This window comes from Synechococcus sp. GFB01 (assembly GCF_001039265.1).
Lineage (GTDB): Bacteria > Cyanobacteriota > Cyanobacteriia > PCC-6307 > Cyanobiaceae > NIES-981.
This window is the reverse complement of record NZ_LFEK01000055.1, coordinates 1-19373: the sequence shown is the minus strand read 5'-3', so window position 1 is coordinate 19373 and position 19373 is coordinate 1. Positions and strand designations below refer to the sequence as shown.

Sequence of the window (19373 nt, the reverse complement as noted above, 5' to 3'; positions counted from 1 at the left end):
GCGAGCTGCCGGCCGGCGGGGCTCTCCCAGCCGGGCTGCAGCAGCAGGGCGGGGCGGTTGCCGGCGGCGGCGGCGGCGGCGGCCATCGCCTCGGCGAAGGCCAGATCGGCCGGCTCGTGCACCACCAGCTTGAGTTCGTGGCAGCCGGCCAGCAGCTCCGGCGTGGGCGGGCGGTGCGGTTTGGGTGAGAGGGTGATCCAGTGGAAGGTGCCGCTGAGCCGGTCCACGCCGCTGGTTTCCAGGTGCAGCGGCAGGCCGGTGGGAGCGAGGCTTCGGCAGAGCGGCTCGAGATCGTGGTGCAGCGGCTCACCGCCGGTGATCACCGCAAAGGCGGCGCCGGCCGCGGCCGCGGCCCGGGCTTCGGCGGCCAGATCGGCCAGTGGCCGCTGGGGATGGGCGGCGGCGGGCCAGGAGGCCTTGGTGTCGCACCAGGGGCAGGCCACCGTGCAGCCGGCCAGGCGGATGAAGAAGGCGCTGCGGCCGGCGTGCAGCCCCTCGCCCTGCAGGGAGTGGAAGGTTTCCACCACAGGCAGGGCCGGCGAGGCTTGGGCAGGCACGGGCAGGCGCGGCTGGGAATCGATGGCCCCCACAGCCTGACAGCGGAGGGTTGCGCTGATGCCGGGCCGCCCTGGCGGAGTGTGCTGCCGAGGAAGCAAAGAGATTGACATAATCCGCTGCTCTGCCCGCGAAATCATTTACGTGGGCTATCCACGGTTCGCTCCTCGGCGCTCACCGTGACGACCCCGGCCCTGCAGCCGGCTGGTCGTGCCGACGNCCTGGTTGTGTTTGCTGAGGAGNCTGGCCGATCTGCCGCTGCTGCAGGCCGCCGTGCTGCCCAGCGTTGCCCAGCGCACCCTGGCGGCCGATCAGGGGGCTGTGGAGCGGATCACGGCCTGGCTGGCCGAAACCGCCGCGCGCAGCTGGTGCTGGTGGCCCACGGCGAGCCGGGCCGCATCCTGCTGGGTGCCGAGCCGATCACCACCCAGGTGCTGGAGCGCCAGCGGGCCCTGCTGCTTGAGTGGGCGTGGAGGCGATCACCCTGCTGAGCTGCCGGGCGGGTGCCGACGCCGGCTTCGTGGCCGAGCTGGAGCGGTTCACGGGCGNCAAGGTGCACGCTGCTCTGGTTCAACATGCACGAACTGGTGAGCATCATGTGCGTGGGCCTCGGCTGAGGCCTGCGCCCCCATCGGTCCGCAACAGTTCCAGCCAGTTCCGGGCGCTTGGCAGCGCCCCTCACTACGGCACACCAGCGTGTTGCCGATTGCTTTGCGATCAGAGGGAGCGACAGCGATGGCTGATCTGCTGGTGCGGGGTGTGGATGAGGCGCTTGTGCAGGCTCTCAAGCAGCGGGCCGGCACCCATGGCCGCAGCGTCGAGGCCGAACACCGCTCCATCCTGGCCGCCGCCCTGCTGACCCCCCCCGCCAGAAACTGGCCGAGTTGCTGGCCTCCATGCCGGATCTGGGTGGCGACGCCGATTTCCAGAGACCGGCGGAGTCAGCTGAGGCGGCTGATGGTTGTGGTTGACACCAACGTGATCAGCGAGGCACGCAAGGCCCCCGCGCCGATCCCGGTGTGCGCGCCTTCTGGGCCGATGCCTCCAGGAACGACAAGCCACTGTTTCTCTCGGTGATCACGATTGGCGAGCTTCGGCGGGGGGTGGAGTTGATCCGCCACCGTGGTGACCCGCAACGCTGACGACTTCGCCGGCACCGGTGTGCGCCTGCTGAATCCCTTCAGCGCAGCCTGAGCTCAGGGCTCACTCCCCCCTGCCGCCTCGATCAGCCTGAGCCCGCATCGGCCTGCAGCAGCTCGAGATCGAGCCCTGCCCCGAGAAACTGGCGGAAGTCCTGATCCAGGCTGATCAAGCTGGTGGAGGCGGAGATCGCGAAGGCTGCCAGATAGGCGGCCATCCACCGTTTGGGTGCCGCCTCACTGAGCCCCGCCAGGCGCCACCAGAGGGCCTCAATCCCGATCGGCTTGTCGACCAGATCCACCTGGGGGAGTGCCTGGAAGGCCTGGAGGGCAGCCAGAGCATCCTGATTGGTGATCGCCGTGGCTTGGTAGGCCTTCAAGCTCGCCGGGGTCGACGCCAGTCACAGAAAGTTCTGCTGTGTGGCGCGGTAGAACANGGCTGGCGCAGCGGGCGTGGCCTGGAGCAGCACCTCCCGGTCGCTGCGATGGCCGGGATNGGTTTCAAAGGCCGCCGCCAGCCACACAGTCACATCAAGAAGAGAGGCCTGCACGGCGGATGTCCTCCTGTACCAGGCACTCCTGCTCAAGTCGCAACGCTGTTCCCAGATTGATCCCCAGCTGGTTCCCGGGCGGCTCTGCGCGGAACACCGGCAGCCCCGCAGGATTCAGCTTCACCGCACGGCTCGGGGCGGGCGCAGGGGCTGCTGTGNCCCCGCGGAGCCCCACCTGGATGTATTCAGACCAGTTCCCCGATCGTGCGCCCCTCCTGCAGGGCCCTCTGCTTGGCTTGGCGCACCAGGTGGTCCGGCAGGCCGAGGGTCGTTTTCATCAAGCCATTCCGCTCCCTACCCAGCTTGCTGGCTGGCAGTGAAACTGGGTTGTCAGAAGGGCTCCGGAGNCGGCCTGGACAANCCCGCCGGGCTGTGGGTGGTGATCCATGGCCGCACGGTGATGGCCTTGCCGAGGTTCAACAGGCATGCGCTCTGACCACAAGGCCTAAGCTGCTAGCTCATAGCAAGCAGACCTCCGGCCGGCATGCGCACTCTTTACATCCGTCATGTGCCTGAAGCGGTGGCTGAGCGGCTGGAGCTGCTGGCCCGTCGCGCTGGCCTACCGCTCAGCACCTTTGCCCTGCAGGAGCTCACCGAAACCGCCAGGCGCGCCGATAACGCCAGCCTGCTCGCCGACCTTCCCTCGCAGCCGATCCCGCGCAGCAGCATCCTCGAGGCCCTTGATGCCAGCCGCGACGAGCGTTGATGGCGACCGCGGTGGTGGTGGATGCCTCGGCCCTGATCGATGCTCTGGTGCATGACGGCGCTGCCCGCGCCCGGATCGCCACCGCCTCCCTGCATGCCCCTGAGCTGATCGACGCGGAGCTGCTCTCCGTGCTGAGGCGATTGGTGCTGGCCGATCAGCTGCCGGAAGTTCACGGGCGCCTGGCCCTGAAGGCCGCTTCCCAGCTGGGTCTGCGACGCCATCCCACCAGGGAGCTCTGGCCGAGGGCGTGGCAGCTTCGGGCCAACTTCACCGCCTACGACGCGCTCTATGTGGCCCTGGCGGAGCAACTCGAGCTGCCCCTCCTCACTGCTGATGGCCGGGTGGCGCGGGCGCCGGGTCTGGGCTGCCGGGTTGAGCTGATCGAGGCCTGATCACGGGGCGCCATCTCATCCCCTCACTGTCGCCATCGTCCAGTCGCGTCACACCTGCAGCGGCAGCTCCTGGGGTGTTGCCGGGGCGGCCGGCTGCTCGCGGCCATTGGCGCTCGCGGCCGCGCCGCACCGAGCCTGGGCCGCTTCGATCAGGCCGCGGAACAGCGGATGGGGCTTGCCGGGGCGCGACAGGAACTCGGGGTGGTACTGGCAGGCGGTGAAGTAGGGGTGATCCTTCAGTTCGATCAGTTCCACCAGGCGCCCGTCCGGTGAGGTGCCGCTGATCGCGTAGCCCGATTCCAGGAACAGGTTTCGGTAGGCGTTGTTGAACTCGTAGCGGTGGCGGTGCCGCTCGTACACCACCTCCTCGCCGTAGAGCCGCTGGCCCATCGTGCCGGCCGCCAGACGGCAGGGGTACACGCCCAGCCGCATCGTGCCGCCCAGGTCCACCACGTCCTGCTGCTCCGGCAGCAGGTGGATCACCGGGTGGGTGGTGTCGGGATCGAGCTCGGCGCTGGTGGCATCGGCCAGGCCGGCCTGGTTGCGGGCCCACTCGATCACGGCGCACTGCATGCCCAGGCACAGCCCCAGGAAGGGCACCCGCTGCTCCCGCGCCCAGCGGATCGCCGCCACCTTGCCGTCCACGCCCCGGTTGCCGAAGCCGCCCGGCACCACCACCGCATCCATGCCCGCCAGCAGGGCCTCGGCGCCCTGCACCTCGATCTGCTCGGCGCAGATCCAGTGCAGATCGAGCGAGGCGTCGCGCTCCAGGCAGGCGTGCCGCAGCGCCTCCACCACCGAGAGGTAGGCATCGTTGAGCTGCACGTACTTGCCCACCAGCGCCACCTTCACCGCCGGGCCGGGGTGGCGCAGCTTGGTCACCAGCTCCGCCCAGCCGCTCATGTCGCTCTCGTGGTCAGTGAGCCGCAGCACATCGAGCACCTCGCGGCAGAGCCCCTCCTGCTCCATCGCCAGCGGCACCGCGTAGATGCTGTCGGCATCGAGGGCCTGGATCACCGCCCGCTCCGGCACGCCGCAGAAACCGCCGATCTTGCGCTTCAGATCCGTGGTGATCGCCCGGTCGCTGCGGCACACCAGCACATCCGGCTGGATGCCGATCGAGCGCAGCTCCTTCACCGAGTGCTGGGTGGGCTTGGTCTTCAGCTCGCCCGAGGTGCCGATGTAGGGCAGCAGGGTCACGTGCACGTAGGCCGTGTCGTGGCGGCCCACGTCGCCGCGGAATTCGCGGATCGCCTCCAGAAACGGCAGCGACTCGATGTCGCCCACCGTGCCGCCGATCTCGCCGATCACCACGTCGGCGTTGCTGTTGGCCGCCACCCGGTGGATGCGCTCGCGGATCTCGCCGGTGATGTGGGGGATCACCTGCACCGTGCCGCCGTTGTAGTCGCCGCGGCGCTCCTTGTTGATCACCGCCTGGTAGATCGAGCCGGTGGTCACGCTGTTGAGGCGCGACATGGCCGTGTCGGTGAAGCGCTCGTAGTGGCCCAGATCCAGGTCGGTCTCGGCACCGTCCTCGGTGACGAACACCTCGCCGTGCTGGTACGGGCTCATCGTGCCCGGATCCACGTTGAGATACGGATCCAGCTTGAGGATCGACACGCTGTAGCCGCGGCTCTTGAGCAGCCGGCCCAGGCTCGCCGCCACGATGCCCTTGCCGATGCTCGACACCACCCCGCCGGTCACGAACACGAACTTGCTCATGGAGCTGCGGCCGACCCGTGGCGGACCCTTCAATCTACCGAGTGCCCCAAGGCGCTCCAGTGCCTGCGGGGCCGGCGGGGGTTCGGCCGGTCGCGCCCGCTGCGCGGACAATACCGGCCTCGCCCTCGCCGGCCCCGCTGAAGCCAGGAGCCTTCTTCGGGCCTGGTTCAGGCCGTTGAACGGCTGCGCGGCTCCAGGCCTTGCAGGGCTTGCCGGCTAAGGCTGATGCGGGCCTGTCTCCCCTTCAGGCCCCACTCGGCCTGCTGAGACTGGCGGCGCTCACTCCTCCAGCAGGCTCCTCAGCATCCAGGCGGTCTTCTCGTGGATCTGCAACCGCTGGGTGAGCAGGTCGGCGGTGGGCTGGTCGTTGGCCTCATCCGCCAGGCTGATCACGCTGCGGATTGTGCGGGCCACGGCCTCATGGCCCTCCACCAGCTCGCGCACCATCGCCAGGGCGGCGGGCACGCCGTGGGTTTCCGGGATCGAGGAGAGGCCGCTGTAGGTGCTGCCGCCGAACGGCGCCACATGGCCGAGGGCGCGGATGCGCTCGGCGATCACGTCGAGGGCGTTCCACAGCTCGGTGTACTGCTCCATGAACATCAGGTGGAGCGTGTTGAACATCGGCCCGGTCACGTTCCAATGGAAGCCGTGGGTCTTGGCGTAGAGCACGGTGCTGTCGGCCAGCACGCGGCCGAGGCCCTCGGCGATGCGGGCACGCTGGGCCTCGGGGATGCCGATGTCGATCGGTGGCGCGGTGACGGTTGGCATAGGGGCTAACTCGTAGTGACTCCGTTTTAGCTCCCCCTGGCTGGTTGCGGGGCGCCCGCGCTGCCGCTTCGTTGCCGTTCGTTGCCTGGCCCGCTGAGCCCGGTTCGGCTCGGTTCAGTCAGTTGAGGCTGCCGAGGTAGTCGCGCACGCGGCCGCAGTGGTGCGGCTGGCGCAGTTTCAGCAGCGCCCGCGCCTCGATCTGCCGCACCCGCTCGCGCGAGATGTGCAGCTGCTCGCTGATCTCGTTGAGCGTGCGCGGTCGGTCGTCCTCCAGGCCGAAGCGCTGCCGCAGCACTGCCGCCTCACGGCTGCTGAGCTCATGCAGCAGCGCCTCGAGGTCGTCGTGCAGCTGGTCTCGGCTGAGCTGCTCRTCCGGCGTGGCGTGGCTGTCTTCGAGCAGTTCGCCCAGCTCGGTGTCGTGCGCGGCGCCCACCCGCGTCTCCAGCGACACCGGCCGGGGCACCCGCTCCAGGGTCTGCCGCAGCGCCGCTTCGCTGCTGCCCAGCTCCGCCGCCAGTTCCGCAAGGCTCGGCAGCCGCCCCAGCCGCACGCTCAGCTCCCGCTGGGCGCGCTTGATCCGGTTGAGCTTCTCGGTGACGTGCACCGGCAGGCGGATGGTGCGGCTCTGGCAGGCCAGGGCCCGGGTGATTCCCTGACGGATCCACCAGTAGGCGTAGGTGCTGAAGCGGAAGCCGCGGCTGGGATCGAAGCGCTCAACCGCCCGCTCCAGCCCAAGGCTGCCCTCCTGCACCAGATCGAGCAGCTCCAGGCCGCGCCGCTGGTATTTCTTGGCCACGGCCACCACCAGCCGCAGGTTGGCCTGGATCATCCGCTCCTTGGCCCGCTTGCCGCGGTGCAGCATCCGCCGCCGCTCGCGCGGGTCGAGGCCGCCCTGCTCGGGATCGGCCAGCAGCCGCTCCCGCTGCTGCACCAGCCGCGCCAGGATGAGTTCCTCCTCCTGGCTGAGCAGATCCACCCGGCCGATCTCCTGGAGATAGAGGCGAACCAGGTCGGTGCTGGCCATGGCGGCTGCGGCGACATCCTCCAACCTGACGCCGGCGGCGGAGGCGCGGCGGCTTTGGCCGCATTTTGTTTCGCTTCGAGACTCAGTCTGCGACCGAAGCCCGTGCGGGCCCCGGCCGCGCGGGCTCAATCCTCCCCCTCCTCCCAGGTGCTGGCCACGTGCAGCTCCTGCAGCTGCGCCGGGCTCACGCCGGCGGGGGCCTGGGTCNGTGCAGCTCCTGCAGCTGGCGCCGGCTCACGCCGGCGGGCTGGTCATCAGGCAGCGGCCTGCTGGTCTCGGGAGCGATCGTGTCGCGGATCGATTCCTCGCCGGCCAGCAGCATCACGATCCGGTCCACCCGTAGGCCAGGCCGCCGTGGGCGGGCGCCATGTCGAGCGCCTCCATCAGGAGCCGAACTGCCGCTCCGCCTCCGCCGCCGGCAGGCCGATCGTCTGGAGCACCTGGCGCTGCAGGGCCGAATCGTGGATGCGCAGCGAACCGCCACCCAGCTCCAGGCCATTGAGCACCAGGTCGTAGGCCTGGGCCCGGGCCGTGGGCAGGGTCTCGGCCCAGCGCTCCGGATCGCTGCCCAGGTCGGCGCTGTTTGGGGCGCAGGAAGGGGTGGTGCAGAGCCTCGAGGCGGTTTTCCTCGCGGTTGAACTCGAACATCGGGAAGTCGACCACCCACAGGAAGTTCCAGGTGTCGTTGTCGCGGTCGGGCTGCACCAGACCCAGCTCGCGGGCCAGAAACTGGCGCACCCGATCCAGCGCCTTGTTCACCGTGGCGGTGTCGCCGGCGCCGAACAGCAGCAGCGTGCCGGCTTCGGCGCCGCTGCGCTCCAGCAGCTCGGCCTTCTGCGCCTCGGAGAGGTTGTCCTTGATGGCGCCGATCGTGTCGATCTCGTCGCCTTCGCGCACGCGGATGAAGGCCAGGCCACCGGCGCCGGCGGCCTGGGCCTCGCCGAACACGTCGCCGCCGGGCTTGATGCGCACGTTGGAGAGCGCCTCGTTGCCGCCGGGCACGGCGATGCACTTCACCGAACCGCCGGCTTTGACGGCGCCCGAGAACACCTTGAAGCCCATGTCCGCCACGATGTCGCTCACGTCGGTGAGCTCCAGCCCGTAGCGGGTGTCAGGGCGGTCGGTGCCGTAGCGCGCCATCGCCTCGTGCCAGCTCAGTCGCGGGAACGGTCGCGGCAGCTCGATCCCCTTCACCGCCTTCCAGATGGCGGCGATCAGCCCCTCGTTGAGCTCCAGGATCTGCTCCTGATCCATGAAGCTCATCTCCATGTCGAGCTGGGTGAACTCCGGCTGCCGGTCGGCGCGCAGATCCTCGTCGCGGAAGCAGCGCGCAATCTGGTAGTAGCGCTCGAGGCCGCCCACCATCAGCAGCTGCTTGAAGAGCTGCGGCGACTGGGGCAGGGCGAACCACTCGCCGCCGCACACCCGGCTTGGCACCAGATAGTCGCGGGCGCCNTCCGGGGTGGAGCGGGTGAGGATCGGCGTCTCCACCTCGATGAACCCGGCCTCCTCCAGGTAACGCCGCATCGCCTGCACGGCCCGGTGGCGCAGGCGCAGGTTGCCGTTCATGCGCTCGCGGCGCAGATCCAGGTAGCGGTGGCGCAGCCGCAGCTCCTCGCGGGTGTTCTCCTCGTCGTGCACCGACACCGGGAACGGCAGGTTGCCCTTCACGCTGTTGAGCACGCTGATGCCGCTGGCCAGCACCTCGATGCGGCCGGTGGCGAGTTTGTCGTTGATCGATTCGGCGGGCCGCTGGCGCACCGTGCCCGCCACCTGGATCACCGTTTCGTGGCGCAGGTGCTCGGCCACGGCGAAGGTGTCGGCACCGTTGTCGGGATCCACGGTGATCTGCACCGTGCCGCTGCGGTCGCGCAGGTCGATGAAGATCACGCCGCCGTGGTCGCGGCGCCGGTCCACCCAGCCGCAGAGCTGCACGGCCTGGCCGCTGGCCTCCTCCCGCAGGTCGCCGCACCCGTGGCTGCGCATGGCCGGTCCGCACTCGAATCGGCGATTGTCCCACCCGGCCCGTTCGGCGTCAGCGCCTGGCTGTTTGGCGTCAGCGCCGGGCTGTTTCGCGTCAGCGCCTGTAGAAGGGCCGCCGCACCACCTGTGCCGGCTCCGCCCGGCCCCGGATCCCGACCGCCAGCTGCGTGCCCGGCCTGGCCAGGCCGGCCGGCACGATCGCCATGGCGATGCCCCGCTCGAGGCTGGGCGACCAGCCGCCGCTGGTCACCGAGCCGATCGGTGCCTTGCCGGCGTCGCCCCCGGCGGCCAGCACCGGGTAGCCGTGGCGCGGGATCGCCCGCCCGCTCAGCTCAAGACCCACCAGCCGGCGCGTCACCCCCGCGGCACTCTGGCGCTCCAGCACCTCCCGGCCGATGAAGGGCTTGGGCATCTCCAGATGCACCAGCCAGCCCAGCCCCACCTCCAGCGGCGTGGTGGTGGCATCCATGTCGGAGCCGTAGAGGTGCAGGCCCGCCTCCAGCCGCAGGCTGTCGCGGGCGCCAGGCCGCAGGGCGTCACGCCCTCGGCCAGCAGCCGCTGCCAGAGGGCGATGCCGGCCTGCCGCCCCAGCAGCAGCTCGAAGCCGTCTTCGCCGGTGTAGCCCGTGCGGGCTGCGAAGGCCGGCCCGATGCCGCTGAGCTCGAGCTCGCGGTGCCCGAAGCGCGGCAGCCCCGCCAGCGGCGTGCCGGTCAGCGCCTCCAGCCGTGCCGCCGCCTCGGGTCCCTGCAGGGCCAGCAGCACGCCGTCGCCCTTGGCGTCGCTGATCGCGATGCCCGCCGGTTCGAGCTGGCTGCGCAGCCAGGCGGTGTCGGCCTCGGCGCAGGCGGCGTTGATCACCAGCAGCAGCTCGTGGCTGTCCGGGGCACAGCCGGGGCCGGCGCACCAGCCGCGGTCGTAGACGATCAGGTCGTCGCGGATGCCGCCCTGCTCATTGAGCAGCACCGTGTAGCAGGCCTCGCCGGGGCCGATCCGGAACAGATCACTGGGAACCAGCCCCTGCAGGGCGTCCTTGGCCGCCTCGCCGCGCAGCCGCAGCACCCCCATGTGGGAGATGTCGAACACGCCGCAGGCCCGCCGCACCGCCTGGTGCTCCGCCACCAGGCCGCCGAACTGCACCGCCATCTCCCAGCCGGCGAACGGCACCAGGCGGCCGCCGGCGGCGCTGATCGCCTCGTTCAGAGGGGTGCGCCGGAGCGCGGAGTGCTGGGCCATGGGCGCGCCTCGGGGAGAGTTGCACGGGCAGCGCCGAGCCTATGGACCGAGCGACCCCGGTCGGCAGGCTGCTGCGGCGACCCGGAAGAGAATCAGGAGTTTCGGGCATCTCCACCTTCTCAGGGTGGGACCTGCTGTCTAGTCTGTGCGCCCGGCTACCGGATCGGATGGCCCATCGCCCCTGCTGCCGCAGCTGCCGCCACTGCGCTCCCCCGAGCGGAGTCGAATTCGGCTGGTGCCAGATGCGCCAGCTGCCGATCCATCCCGATCTGGCCAACGAGCTCTGGTGTCATCACTGGACCGCCCGTCCACCCCGCCTGCCGGTGATGACGCCCGACCAGGCGGTGGTCGGACAGCCGCTGCCGCGGACGAATCGCCAGCTCAGCCTCGAGGTCGTGCTGCCGGCGGTGTGATTCTGAAGAAAATCGGCAATTGCCGCTCCGCAGGCGGTGATGCAGCCTGGGCCACCGTCGCTGGTCGGTCCGGGCGCTGTAATGAGGTCTCTGATCCCATGGCGTCCTGGAGGTGATGGCGTTGGTCACAGCCCCAACTTTCACCACACCGATCGAGCTCATGGCCGCTCAGGCCGATGCCGAGCTGCTCACCCTGCCCACCGGCAGCAAGGTGTTCTGCCGGGGCACTCGCGCCGATGTGATCTACGGGGTGCGTCGCGGCATCGTCGAGGTGGTGGGGGAGACGGGCGAGAAGCTCTGCTACCGGCCCGGCGAGCTGTTCAGCTACCAGGACATCGTCTGGCGGGACCGCATCTACCGCAACGACGCCGTGGCCCGCACACCGGTGGAGCTGCTCGGCCTCGATCGGCTGCGCTTCCTCAACCTGCTGCATAACCACCCCACCCTGGCGGTGCTGCTGATCAGCCAGCAGCATGAGCGCCTGCGCGAGCAGCGCACCAGCGGCACCTGCTGCTACTGAAGCCTCCCCACTCAGGGCGTGCCCAGCAGCAGCAGCAGGCTGCGCACCACCTTGGCCGCCAGCACGCTGCTGACCCCGCTGGGATCCAGATGGGGTGCCAGCTCCACCACGTCGGCGGCCACCAGCTGGTGGTGGCGCAGCTCGGCCACCAGCTCGGCGAAGTGGCTCCAGAGGAAGCCGCCGGGCTCCGGCGTGCCGGTGCCGGCCATCACCGCCGGGTCGAACCAGTCGAGATCCACCGTGAGGTAGAGGGGCCGGCCGCGCAGTGGCCGCAGCGCCTCGGTCATGCGTTCGATCGCCACCAGGCGGCCGCTCTGGCGCAGCTCGGTGAATTCCTCGCGCGTGCCGCTGCGGATGGCGATCTGCAGGAGCTGCTGGCTAGGCAGCACCTCCAGGCAGCGCCGCATCGCGCAGGCGTGGCTGTGGTGGGCGCCGAGCCACTCCTGGCGCAGGTCGGCGTGGGCATCGAGCTGCACCAGCGCCAGATCGGGGTGCTGGCCCGCCACGGCGGCCACGGCGCCGGAGCTGATCGAGTGCTCGCCGCCCAGCATCAGCGGCCGGAGCCCCAGGGCGAGCACCGCGGTGGCGGCCTGCCTGACGGCCTCCACCACGGGTTCGGGGGCGCCGAAGGGGATGGCCACCGCGCCCAGGTCGGCGAAGGCCAGATCTTCGAGATCCCGGTCGAGCTGGGGGCAGTAGGTCTCCAGGCCGCTGCTCACCTCGCGGATCGCCGCCGGCCCGAAACGGGTGCCGGGGCGGAACGAGGTGGTGCCGTCGTAGGGCACGCCGAACAGGCCCACGCGGCAGCCGGCCGGATCACGGCGTCCGGCCATGTAGATGGCGCCGTCGCTGTCGAAGAGATCGCTCATCCGTTCCGGGCGTCCAGGGCGCGCTCGATGGCCGCGGGGATGGCGTCGAAGGCACCGCGCTGCCAGCGGGGGCTCCAGATCTCGGAGCCCTCGGCCACGGCCGCGGCGCGGTCGGCGTGCGGCTGCAGGTAGCGACGGCCGTCGGTGGCGGCGAAGGTCCAGCTCCACCAGCCGCTCGGATACATCGGCACCCAGCCGTACAGCGGGTCGGCGTGGCCGAACACCTCGCGGATCACCTGCACGGTGTCGATGTGCACCGCCCGGAAGGCTTCGGGCGATTCGCTCTGGGTGGCGAACACGCCGCCCGGCCGCAGGATGCGGCGGCACTGCTCGAAGAAGGCGCGGTTGAACAGCCCCTCGGCCGGACCGGCCGGGTCGGAGCCATCCACGATCACCACGTCGTAGCTGGAATCCGGAGCATTCGCCGCCCAGGCGATGCCGTCGCCCACGGTGAGGTGGAAGCGGGGATCGCTCCAGCAGCCGCCCCCGATCGAGGGCAGGTGCTGCTGGCTCCACGCCACCACCAGGCCGTCGATCTCCACCATGTCGAGGTGCCGCACGCCGGAGTGGCGCAGGCACTCGCGGGCGGTGCCGCCGTCGCCGCCGCCGATCACCAGCACCCGCTCGATGCGCTCGGCACCGCAGAGGGCCGGGTGCACGATCGCCTCATGGTAGTGACGCTCCTGGCGCTCGGCCGTCATCCAGCAGCCATCGAGCAGCAGGCCCTTGCCGTAGCGCTCGCTCTCGATGATCGTGACGCGCTGGAACGCCGACTGCTGCTCCGCGATCACGCGGCCGGCCAGCCCGTAGCGCACGCCATCGAAGATCTCATCAATCCAGCCTGATGCGAAGAGGGGCCCACCGGGGGGTGGGGCGGGCGGGCTGCTGCTCTCGGCCATCGGTGCGCGGGTTCCTGCCCCCAGATTTGCGCATCAACGGGGGCAGCTTCCCGGCCGGACCCCGCCCGTGACAGGCTCGGGCCATGGCATCCGAGCGGAATCCCGGCGATCTGCGGCTGACGCCGCGGCTGGTGATCCCGGCGGCGGAGCTGCGCTGGCGCTTCTCGCGTGCCTCGGGGCCCGGCGGCCAGCACCTCAACAGCACCGACTCGCGGGTGGAGCTGCGGTTCGATCTCGCGGCGACGCCCTCGCTGCCGCCTGCCCTGCGGGCGCGGGCGCTGCGGCGGTTGGAAGGGCGCCTGGTGGAAGGCTGTCTGGTGATCACCGCCAGCGAGCAGCGCAGCCAGTGGCAGAACCGCACGGTGGCCCGGCGGCGCCTGCTGGAACTGCTGCAGGAGGCCTTGCAGCCGCCGCCACCGCCGCGGCGCGCCACCCGCCCCACGCGCGGTTCGGTGCAGCGGCGCCTGGATGCCAAGCAGCAGCGCAGCGCCGTGAAGCGGCTGCGGGGCGGCCGGCTGCAGATGCCCCAGGAGTGAGCCGCTGCGCGAGCTATCAGCGCCCGCCGCCGGTCACCAGGTTCTGCCCGGTGATCATGCGGGAATCGTCGCTGGCCAGGAACAGCGCCGGCCGGGCCACGAGGGATTCGGCGGCGATGCTGTCGATGTCGAGGAAGGCCACCCGGGCTCCCTGAGCGCTGAAGGCCGCCACCATCGCCGCGCCGATGCCGCTGGCACCGCCGCTGATCAGCACCATCCGGTTGCGCAGGCTCGGGTCGGTGGCCGCGGAGACAGGTGGCTTCGCGGCGGCGTGCCCGACTTCCGACATGACCACCGCCGCTGCTGCTCCGCTCCAGCATGGCCGCGGCTAGACCGGGGCTCCGCCCTGCTGCCCATGCCATCGACGCAGGACCAGGAGACGTTCTCACGGCGGCGGTTGCTGCGCGGCGTTGCCGGCCTTGGGCTGGGGGGCTTGCCCTGGCCGGCGCCGCTCGGGCCGCTGCGGCCGAGCTCTCCAGCCCCGCCGCCGATCAGCTGGCCCGGCAGCTGCGTGTCTGCCATCCGCCGGCGATCCGCTGCAGGCGCTGCTGGCCGGCAACCGCCGCTTCGCGGCCCTGTGGCAGAGCACCGCCGGTGATCTCGATCCGCACGAGCGCATGGCCCGCTTCGCGGCGCTCTGGGGAGAGAGCTGCCAGCCCGATCCGGCCGCGCTGGCGCGGGGCCAGCGGCCCTGGGCGGCGGTGCTCACCTGCGCCGATTCGCGTCTCTCGCCGGAGTGGCTCTTCGATGTGGGGCCGGGGGAGCTCTTCGACGTGCGCAGCGCCGGCAACACCGCCTTCAACGCCGGCATCGCCTCGCTCGAATACGCCGTGGCCGATCTGGCGGTGCCGCTGATCGTGGTGCTGGGCCACAGCGGCTGCGGCGCCGTGACCGCCGCCCGGGCCAGCGAGCCGCTCACGCCGCTGCTGGAGGAACTGGTGGCGCCGATCCGGGCCACGCTCGTGCCCAGCGACGACCTCAACCAGGCGGTGYGCCGCCACGCCCGCGCCGCCGCCGGCCAGCTGGCCGAGCGCAGCCCCCTGCTGGCCGAGGCCCGGGCGCGGGGTCGCCTGCGCATCGCCGCCGCCTACTGCGATCTGGTCAGGGGCCTGGTGAGCGTGCTCTGAGGGGCTGGCAGCCTCAGGCGCGCTCGTTGCCGGTCTCGGCGCGGATCGCGGCCTTCGCCTGCCGCCACAGGCCCTCCAGCTCGCCGAGGCTGCGCCCCTCCAGCTGCCCTTCCAGGGCCTGCTCCACCCTGGCGAAGCGCTGCAGGAAGCGGCGGTTGGTGCCGGCCAGGCCGGCCTCCGGATCGAGGCCGCACCAGCGGGCCACGTTCACCAGGGTGAACAGCAGATCACCCAGTTCCTCCTGGGCGTGGGCCTTGTCGCCACTGGCCGCCGCCTGCTTGAGCTCCTCGAGCTCCTCGTGCACCTTCTGCCACACGCCCTCGAGGTCGTCCCACTCGAACCCGGCGCCGGCCGCCTGCCTGGAGATCGTCATGGCGCCCGCCAGGGCGGGCTGACCCCGCACCTTGCCGGCCAGGCGGTCGCTGAGGGGGCTGGCGGAGCCGCCGGCCTCCGCCGGGGCCCGATCCCTTTGCTCCAGGGCCTTGATCGCCTCCCAGCTCACCCGCACCGCAGCGCTGTCCGCCGCTTCGGCGCCGGCGAACACATGCGGATGGCGGCGGATCAGCTTGTCGCGGATGCCGCGGGCCACCCCCTCCAGATCGAAGCGGCCCGTCTCGCTGGCGATCTGGGCGTGCAGCACCACCTGCAGCAGCAGGTCGCCCAGCTCCTCGGCCAGGTGGGCGTCGTCGCCATGGCGGATGGCGTCGGCCAGCTCGTGCGCCTCCTCTAGTACGTAGGGCACCAGCGAGGCATGGGTCTGCTCCAGATCCCAGGGGCAGCCGCCCTCGGGGTCGCGCAGGCGGGCCACCACGGCCACCAGATCCTGCAGGGCGTCAGCGGTCATGGCGGCGTCAGCGCCAGCGGCGGGGCATCGGGTCGCCATCCTGGATCAGGTGCAGCCAGGCACTTGCCTCCAGCCCCACCAGCGCCGCCAGCACCAGGGGCTGGCGCTCCCGCCAGAGCTGCTGCGCCATGCCGATCAGTGCGGCGGGAGCGGGGCCGCCCAGGGGTGCCAGCGCCAGGCTCAGCGCGAACCCCAGCAGGCCCAGGTAGGCCAGCCGGCCGGCGCTGCCCAGCAGCGGGCCGTGGGAGAGCAGCGAGCGGTGCCGCAGCAGCCGTCGGTAGGGCCACCACAGCAGACGCAGCGGTCCCCAGCGCCGGGTGGGGTTGGAGCGCGTGTCGAGATCGGGCGAGAGCAGCAGGCCGCCGAGCAGGAAGGCCAGCCCCGCCGTGGCGGCGCCCGCCAGCCCCATCGCCGGCCACCAGAGCACGGCGAAGGGCAGGCACACCACCCAGGTGGCCCGGTCGTGGTGACGCCCGCTGGCCATGGGGATCAGGGCCCCAGCCCAGCCAGCACACGAGCCCCTGGTGGCCGCAGCGGCCGCAGCCGCCGGCCCTCCTGCCGGCGCCAGTGCCGGTATGTCCAGAGATATTGCTCGGCGTAGTCGTGGATCCAGGGCTCCTGCCAGTCGCAGAGGGCCTGAGCCAGCCGCTCGAGGTCATCGACGCCGGCGGCCAGGGGTGCTCCGACATGCACCAGGAAACACCCATCGTCGTCGCGCACATGGGCGGCTGGAAAGATCGGGCAGCCGGTCTTCTGCGCCAACCGGAAGGGCCCTGCCGACAGCCGCGTGGCCAGCCCGAGGAAGGTCACATCCACGGGGTTGTGCTGGCCATGCAGATCGGCCATCACCACCAGGGTCCCGCCGCGGCGCAGCCACCCCAGCATGGCCCGGGTGTCGGTCTTGCTGATCCAGTGGCAGAAGCTGTTGGCGCTGCGGGCCTGGTTGAGCAGCCGATCGGCCTCGGGATTCGACCAGGAGCGGTAGACCACGGCCACATCACTCCGCTGCTGGCTGAGCCAGCGCAGGGCCACATCCCAGCAGCCCAGATGCAGCGAGGCCACGATCGCTCCCTGCCCGGGGCTGCGCTCCACCAGACCTGCGACACCCTCGCCCTCGAAGCGCACGCGATGGTCCACCGGTCGGAGGATCGATTCCAGGCAGGCCAGCAGAAAGTGCTCCACCGCCTGCTGGATGAGTCGGTGGCGCTGGCGGGGGGAGAGGGTGGGTCCGTAGACCCGCTCCAGGTTCCGTTCGCCGAGCTTGAACTGGCGGCCGAACAACGGAGCACCGAGGCGCACGGCAACCCGGATCAACCACTGCATCACCGCATGGCGACGGTGGCGCAACGCCAGCAGCCCGACTTGCACCGCCAGGGTCTGCACCTGCCGGCGCAGCCGCCGCTGCCACTTGCGCCGCCGCTTGCGCCGGCCTGGACGGTCAGCCATGGCTGCTCCGGATGCGAAGCGGCATGCGCCGCTCAGGCTCCGCCGCGGCCCCCAGCCACCGCCCATCCCCCTGCCAGCGGCACAGCACCAGGGTCTTGCAGCTGCCGCCGTCCATGGCGGCAGGGATCGGGCTGCCGGTGCTCAGCGCAAGGCGGAGGGGGCCCGGGGCGACGCGGGTGGTCTCGTCGAGCTGTCGCCTGCGGGCCATGGCAGCCGCTCAGCCCCGCGCCAGGCTCAGCACCCGGGCCTTCGCGGTCACAACCTCCCGCAGACGGGCGCCCTCGCCCCGGCGCCAGCGCGGGTAGGCCCACAGGTATTGCTCGCTGTACTGGTGGATCCAGGNCTCCTGCCAGCGGCAGAGTTCCTGGGCCTGCAGCCGGGGGCCGTCGGGGCCNTGAGGGGGCGGGATCGGCGGGCCGCAGTGCAGCCGGAAGCTGCCGTCATCGTCACGCACATGGGCCACCGGAAAGATCGGACAGCCGGTGGTCTGAGCGAGCCGGAACGGGCCGCTGGAGATGCGGGTGGCCCGGCCCAGCATGTCCACCTCCAGGCAGTTCTCGTAGGCGTGCAGATCGGTCATCACCACAAGTGTGCCGCCTCGCCGCAGCCACGCCAGCATCGCCCGTGGGTTGGTCCTGCTGATCCACTGGCAGCGGCTGTTGCCACTGCGGGCCTGGTTCAGCAGGCGATCGACGTCCGGATTGTCGATCGGCCGGTAAATCACCGCCAGATCGTCGAGCCGCTGGCTCAGGTGCCGCAGTGCCACATCCCAGCAGCCCAGATGCAGCGAGGCGACGATCGCCCCTTGTCCCGGCGGGCGGTGCAGCAGCGCCTCGAGGCCCTCGCCACCGGCCACGATGCGATCGTCCACCGGCCGGATCACCGATTCCAGGCAGGCCAGCAGAAAGTGCTCCAGGGATCGCTCCGCCAGGGCCGTGCGCTGAGCGGGGTCGAGCGATTCGCCGTAGACCCGTTTCAGCCCGGCGGCGGCCGCGGCGATCCGCCCTCGGATGAGGGGGCGGCAGCGTCGCACGATCTGATGCACGAGGCGTTCCATGCGGGTGTGCGACCGCCCCCTGAGCAGCGGCAGCAGGAATCGCAGTGCCAGCGACTGCAGGCGCCAGCTCAGGCGGGTGCCGAACGGTTGGTGTAGGTTGCCGCCCACGCGCGATTAGCTCAGCGGTAGAGCGCCTGCCTTACAAGCAGGATGTCGCTGGTTCGAACCCGGCATCGCGCATCTCCAAAAAGCCTGTTGGTCCAGGGACCACGGCGATCGTCCCGGGATCGCGCTCCGAACCCTGGCCTTTGTAGCGCACGACGCTGTGCTTCACATTGCGCAATCGCTGCCTGAGCATCTCTGCTCAATGTTGTTGCCCCGCTCAGTTCCCTCTTCATAGGGTGAGACACCACGCAGCGAGGTCAGGATGATCAACGGAAGTCACGGCATTCCCGGTGCATCCTGGCCCGCCCAGCCCGAGCCCATTCTGTCGACACAGGGCCAGTCGCATGCCGCTGCCGGCATGGAGCCGGTGTTTGATCCGGTGGAAGCCTACTTCGAGTGCATCACCAGCTGTTCACTCGATGACGGCGAGTGTGTGACCACCTGCACCACGATTCTGCGCGAACACAGCTGAACATCGGCACCGATGGCCTTGCAGCGGTGTGATCATCCCTATCGCCACTGGACATTCACCGATCCCGCCGGCGATCAGGAGGGGCACCCGGCCGATCGCCTGCTGGTGGTGCCGGAGCGCGGCGGATTGATCACAGGCTGGCGCTGCAACGGCCAGGAGCGTCTTTATCTCGATCTGGAACGGTTTCGGGACCCGTCGCTGTCGGTGCGCGGTGGCATTCCCGTGCTCTTTCCCATCTGCGGCGGCCTGCCCGGCGACCGGCTGCCCCTGCCGCAGGGCACCTTTCCGATCGCCCAGCACGGCTTCGCCCGGGATCTGCCCTGGCAGCTTGCGCCGCTCACCGATGGCTGCGGCGTGGAGCTGAGCCTCAGTGACAGCGCAGCCACACGCCCCCACTATCCCTTCGCCTTCCGGCTCAGCCTGGCGGCGCGGCTGGAGCCCTCGGCCCTGGCGCTCGAGCTCACCGTGCTCAACCGCGGCGACGCGCCGCTGCCGTTCAGCCTCGGCCTGCATCCCTACTTCCGTGTGTCGAGCCTGGAGGCGGTGCGGATCGACGGGCTGCCGGCCGGTTGCATCGACCAGACCAGCGGCGCCGCGGCCGACACGGCGGAGCAACTGCGGCGCCTCGCCACAGGTGTGGACCTGCTGGCCTCCACCGCCGGGCCTGTGCGCCTCTGCGATCCCGGTTTCGGCAGTCAGCTGGAGCTGCAGGCCACGCCGCCGCTGGATCTGGCGGTGGTCTGGAGCGATCCACCCCGCCCGATGGTCTGCCTGGAGCCCTGGACCGCGCCGCGTCAGGCCCTGATCAGCGGCGATCGCCGGCTCGAGCTGGCCCCGGGGGCCAGCTGCCGGCTGGAGAGCCGCTATCGGGTCTCGATCTGGCCTCAGTCGTCGGGGTAGAGCAGTTCGGCCAGCTCGTCGGCATCCACGTCGTAAACCCGGGCGAGGGTGGTCTCGATGGCGTTGGTCACCACATCGGGGAGGAAGCGCATCGCGTTGAGGGCGTCATCGG

23 protein-coding genes, 1 tRNA gene and 2 pseudogenes are annotated in these 19373 nt (G+C 70.9%); 11 read left to right on the top strand and 15 right to left on the bottom strand.

What is annotated here, in order from left to right; translation table 11 throughout:
- On the bottom strand, positions 1-557 hold a 557-nt coding region (locus SYNGFB01_RS07900), incomplete at its 3' end, for a 7-carboxy-7-deazaguanine synthase QueE (RefSeq protein WP_235300028.1).
- A 366-nt stretch (positions 558-923) separates the two neighbouring features.
- Between SYNGFB01_RS07900 and SYNGFB01_RS15415 the strand changes: the two genes are divergently transcribed.
- Together SYNGFB01_RS15415 and SYNGFB01_RS13230 are read left to right on the top strand one after the other, a co-directional pair.
- A complete protein-coding gene (locus tag SYNGFB01_RS15415) occupies positions 924-1046 on the top strand; it encodes a DUF4347 domain-containing protein (protein ID WP_161795869.1) in 123 nt (40 codons plus the stop codon).
- Positions 1047-1290: 244 nt separating this feature from the next.
- Positions 1291-1632 (top strand): hypothetical protein, encoded by a 342-nt coding sequence (locus SYNGFB01_RS13230; RefSeq protein ID WP_235300026.1) that lies wholly within the window; start codon positions 1291-1293, stop codon positions 1630-1632.
- Between the two features lie 148 nt (positions 1633-1780).
- Here SYNGFB01_RS13230 and SYNGFB01_RS14910 read toward each other — a convergent pair whose 3' ends face one another.
- A complete protein-coding gene (locus tag SYNGFB01_RS14910; protein WP_200900078.1) occupies positions 1781-2074 on the bottom strand; it encodes a hypothetical protein in 294 nt (97 codons plus the stop codon).
- 655 nt (positions 2075-2729) lie between these two features.
- Here SYNGFB01_RS14910 and SYNGFB01_RS07890 point away from each other — a divergent pair.
- Together SYNGFB01_RS07890 and SYNGFB01_RS07885 are read left to right on the top strand one after the other, a co-directional pair.
- Complete coding sequence (locus SYNGFB01_RS07890; RefSeq protein WP_048017612.1) at positions 2730-2951, top strand: hypothetical protein; 222 nt, start codon at positions 2730-2732, stop codon at positions 2949-2951.
- Positions 2951-3343, top strand: a complete 393-nt coding sequence (locus SYNGFB01_RS07885; protein ID WP_048017614.1) for a type II toxin-antitoxin system VapC family toxin — start codon at positions 2951-2953, stop codon at positions 3341-3343. Before SYNGFB01_RS07890 ends, SYNGFB01_RS07885 begins: the two co-directional genes overlap by 1 nt.
- Positions 3344-3391: 48 nt before the next feature.
- On the opposite strand, the gene SYNGFB01_RS07880 is transcribed toward SYNGFB01_RS07885, so the two are convergent.
- From SYNGFB01_RS07880 to gcvT, 5 genes and pseudogenes are all read right to left on the bottom strand, one after another.
- A complete protein-coding gene (locus tag SYNGFB01_RS07880; RefSeq protein ID WP_048017611.1) occupies positions 3392-5065 on the bottom strand; it encodes a CTP synthase in 1674 nt (557 codons plus the stop codon).
- Positions 5066-5344: 279 nt separating this feature from the next.
- Positions 5345-5833, bottom strand: a complete 489-nt coding sequence (locus SYNGFB01_RS07875) for a Dps family protein (RefSeq protein WP_048017610.1) — start codon at positions 5831-5833, stop codon at positions 5345-5347.
- 118 nt (positions 5834-5951) lie between these two features.
- Positions 5952-6857, bottom strand: coding sequence for a sigma-70 family RNA polymerase sigma factor (locus SYNGFB01_RS07870; RefSeq protein WP_048017609.1), 906 nt, complete (start codon positions 6855-6857; stop codon positions 5952-5954).
- Positions 6858-6982: 125 nt separating this feature from the next.
- A pseudogene (gene aspS / locus SYNGFB01_RS07865) lies at positions 6983-8843 on the bottom strand (aspartate--tRNA ligase).
- Between the two features lie 91 nt (positions 8844-8934).
- A pseudogene (gcvT, locus tag SYNGFB01_RS07860) lies at positions 8935-10073 on the bottom strand (glycine cleavage system aminomethyltransferase GcvT).
- A gap of 167 nt (positions 10074-10240) precedes the next feature.
- Between gcvT and SYNGFB01_RS07855 the strand changes: the two are divergent.
- Positions 10241-10486: a hypothetical protein gene (locus tag SYNGFB01_RS07855; protein WP_048017608.1), complete on the top strand. Its 246-nt coding sequence runs from the start codon at positions 10241-10243 to the stop codon at positions 10484-10486.
- Positions 10487-10601: 115 nt separating this feature from the next.
- The gene (locus SYNGFB01_RS07850; RefSeq protein WP_048017607.1) at positions 10602-11006 is read left to right on the top strand and encodes a cyclic nucleotide-binding domain-containing protein; all 405 of its coding nucleotides are present in this window, start codon (positions 10602-10604) and stop codon (positions 11004-11006) included.
- Positions 11007-11017: 11 nt separating this feature from the next.
- On the opposite strand, the gene speB is transcribed toward SYNGFB01_RS07850, so the two are convergent.
- Both speB and speE read right to left on the bottom strand, forming a co-directional pair.
- Positions 11018-11875: an agmatinase gene (gene speB, locus SYNGFB01_RS07845; protein ID WP_048017606.1), complete on the bottom strand. Its 858-nt coding sequence runs from the start codon at positions 11873-11875 to the stop codon at positions 11018-11020.
- Entirely contained in the window at positions 11872-12774 is a 903-nt protein-coding gene (gene speE / locus SYNGFB01_RS07840; RefSeq protein ID WP_048017605.1) for a polyamine aminopropyltransferase, read from the bottom strand. Before speE ends, speB begins: the two co-directional genes overlap by 4 nt.
- A gap of 83 nt (positions 12775-12857) precedes the next feature.
- On the opposite strand from speE, the gene arfB reads away from it, so the two are divergent.
- Positions 12858-13310, top strand: a complete 453-nt coding sequence (gene arfB / locus SYNGFB01_RS07835) for an alternative ribosome rescue aminoacyl-tRNA hydrolase ArfB (RefSeq protein WP_048017604.1) — start codon at positions 12858-12860, stop codon at positions 13308-13310.
- A gap of 16 nt (positions 13311-13326) precedes the next feature.
- Here the strand turns inward: arfB and SYNGFB01_RS07830 are convergent, their stop codons facing one another.
- Positions 13327-13599 (bottom strand): hypothetical protein, encoded by a 273-nt coding sequence (locus SYNGFB01_RS07830; RefSeq protein WP_048017603.1) that lies wholly within the window; start codon positions 13597-13599, stop codon positions 13327-13329.
- 130 nt (positions 13600-13729) lie between these two features.
- On the opposite strand from SYNGFB01_RS07830, the gene SYNGFB01_RS07825 reads away from it, so the two are divergent.
- Positions 13730-14437, top strand: coding sequence for a carbonic anhydrase (locus SYNGFB01_RS07825; RefSeq protein WP_053068391.1), 708 nt, complete (start codon positions 13730-13732; stop codon positions 14435-14437).
- A 13-nt stretch (positions 14438-14450) separates the two neighbouring features.
- Here SYNGFB01_RS07825 and mazG read toward each other — a convergent pair whose 3' ends face one another.
- The 5 genes from mazG to SYNGFB01_RS13225 are packed head-to-tail and all read right to left on the bottom strand — an operon-like array spanning position 14451 to position 17892.
- On the bottom strand, positions 14451-15281 hold the full coding sequence (gene mazG, locus SYNGFB01_RS07820; RefSeq protein WP_235300024.1) for a nucleoside triphosphate pyrophosphohydrolase: 831 nt from the start codon (positions 15279-15281) through the stop codon (positions 14451-14453).
- 7 nt (positions 15282-15288) lie between these two features.
- Entirely contained in the window at positions 15289-15765 is a 477-nt protein-coding gene (locus SYNGFB01_RS07815) for a DUF2227 family putative metal-binding protein (RefSeq protein WP_048017601.1), read from the bottom strand.
- Between the two features lie 5 nt (positions 15766-15770).
- Complete coding sequence (locus tag SYNGFB01_RS07810; RefSeq protein WP_048017600.1) at positions 15771-16727, bottom strand: lysophospholipid acyltransferase family protein; 957 nt, start codon at positions 16725-16727, stop codon at positions 15771-15773.
- Positions 16720-16935 carry a hypothetical protein gene (locus SYNGFB01_RS14255; RefSeq protein WP_048017599.1) on the bottom strand — a complete coding sequence of 72 codons (216 nt, stop codon included), beginning with the start codon at positions 16933-16935 and terminating at the stop codon, positions 16720-16722. The genes SYNGFB01_RS07810 and SYNGFB01_RS14255 overlap by 8 nt, the downstream gene beginning before the upstream one ends.
- A gap of 9 nt (positions 16936-16944) precedes the next feature.
- Positions 16945-17892, bottom strand: a complete 948-nt coding sequence (locus SYNGFB01_RS13225; RefSeq protein WP_072061587.1) for a lysophospholipid acyltransferase family protein — start codon at positions 17890-17892, stop codon at positions 16945-16947.
- Between SYNGFB01_RS13225 and SYNGFB01_RS07795 the strand changes: the two genes are divergently transcribed.
- From SYNGFB01_RS07795 to SYNGFB01_RS07785, 3 genes are all read left to right on the top strand, one after another.
- Positions 17893-17964: transfer RNA gene (locus SYNGFB01_RS07795), tRNA-Val, on the top strand.
- Between the two features lie 187 nt (positions 17965-18151).
- Positions 18152-18361, top strand: a complete 210-nt coding sequence (locus SYNGFB01_RS14905) for a hypothetical protein (protein WP_048017597.1) — start codon at positions 18152-18154, stop codon at positions 18359-18361.
- Positions 18362-18373: 12 nt separating this feature from the next.
- Positions 18374-19261, top strand: a complete 888-nt coding sequence (locus SYNGFB01_RS07785; RefSeq protein WP_048017596.1) for a galactose mutarotase — start codon at positions 18374-18376, stop codon at positions 19259-19261.
- Positions 19262-19373 lie beyond the last annotated feature (112 nt).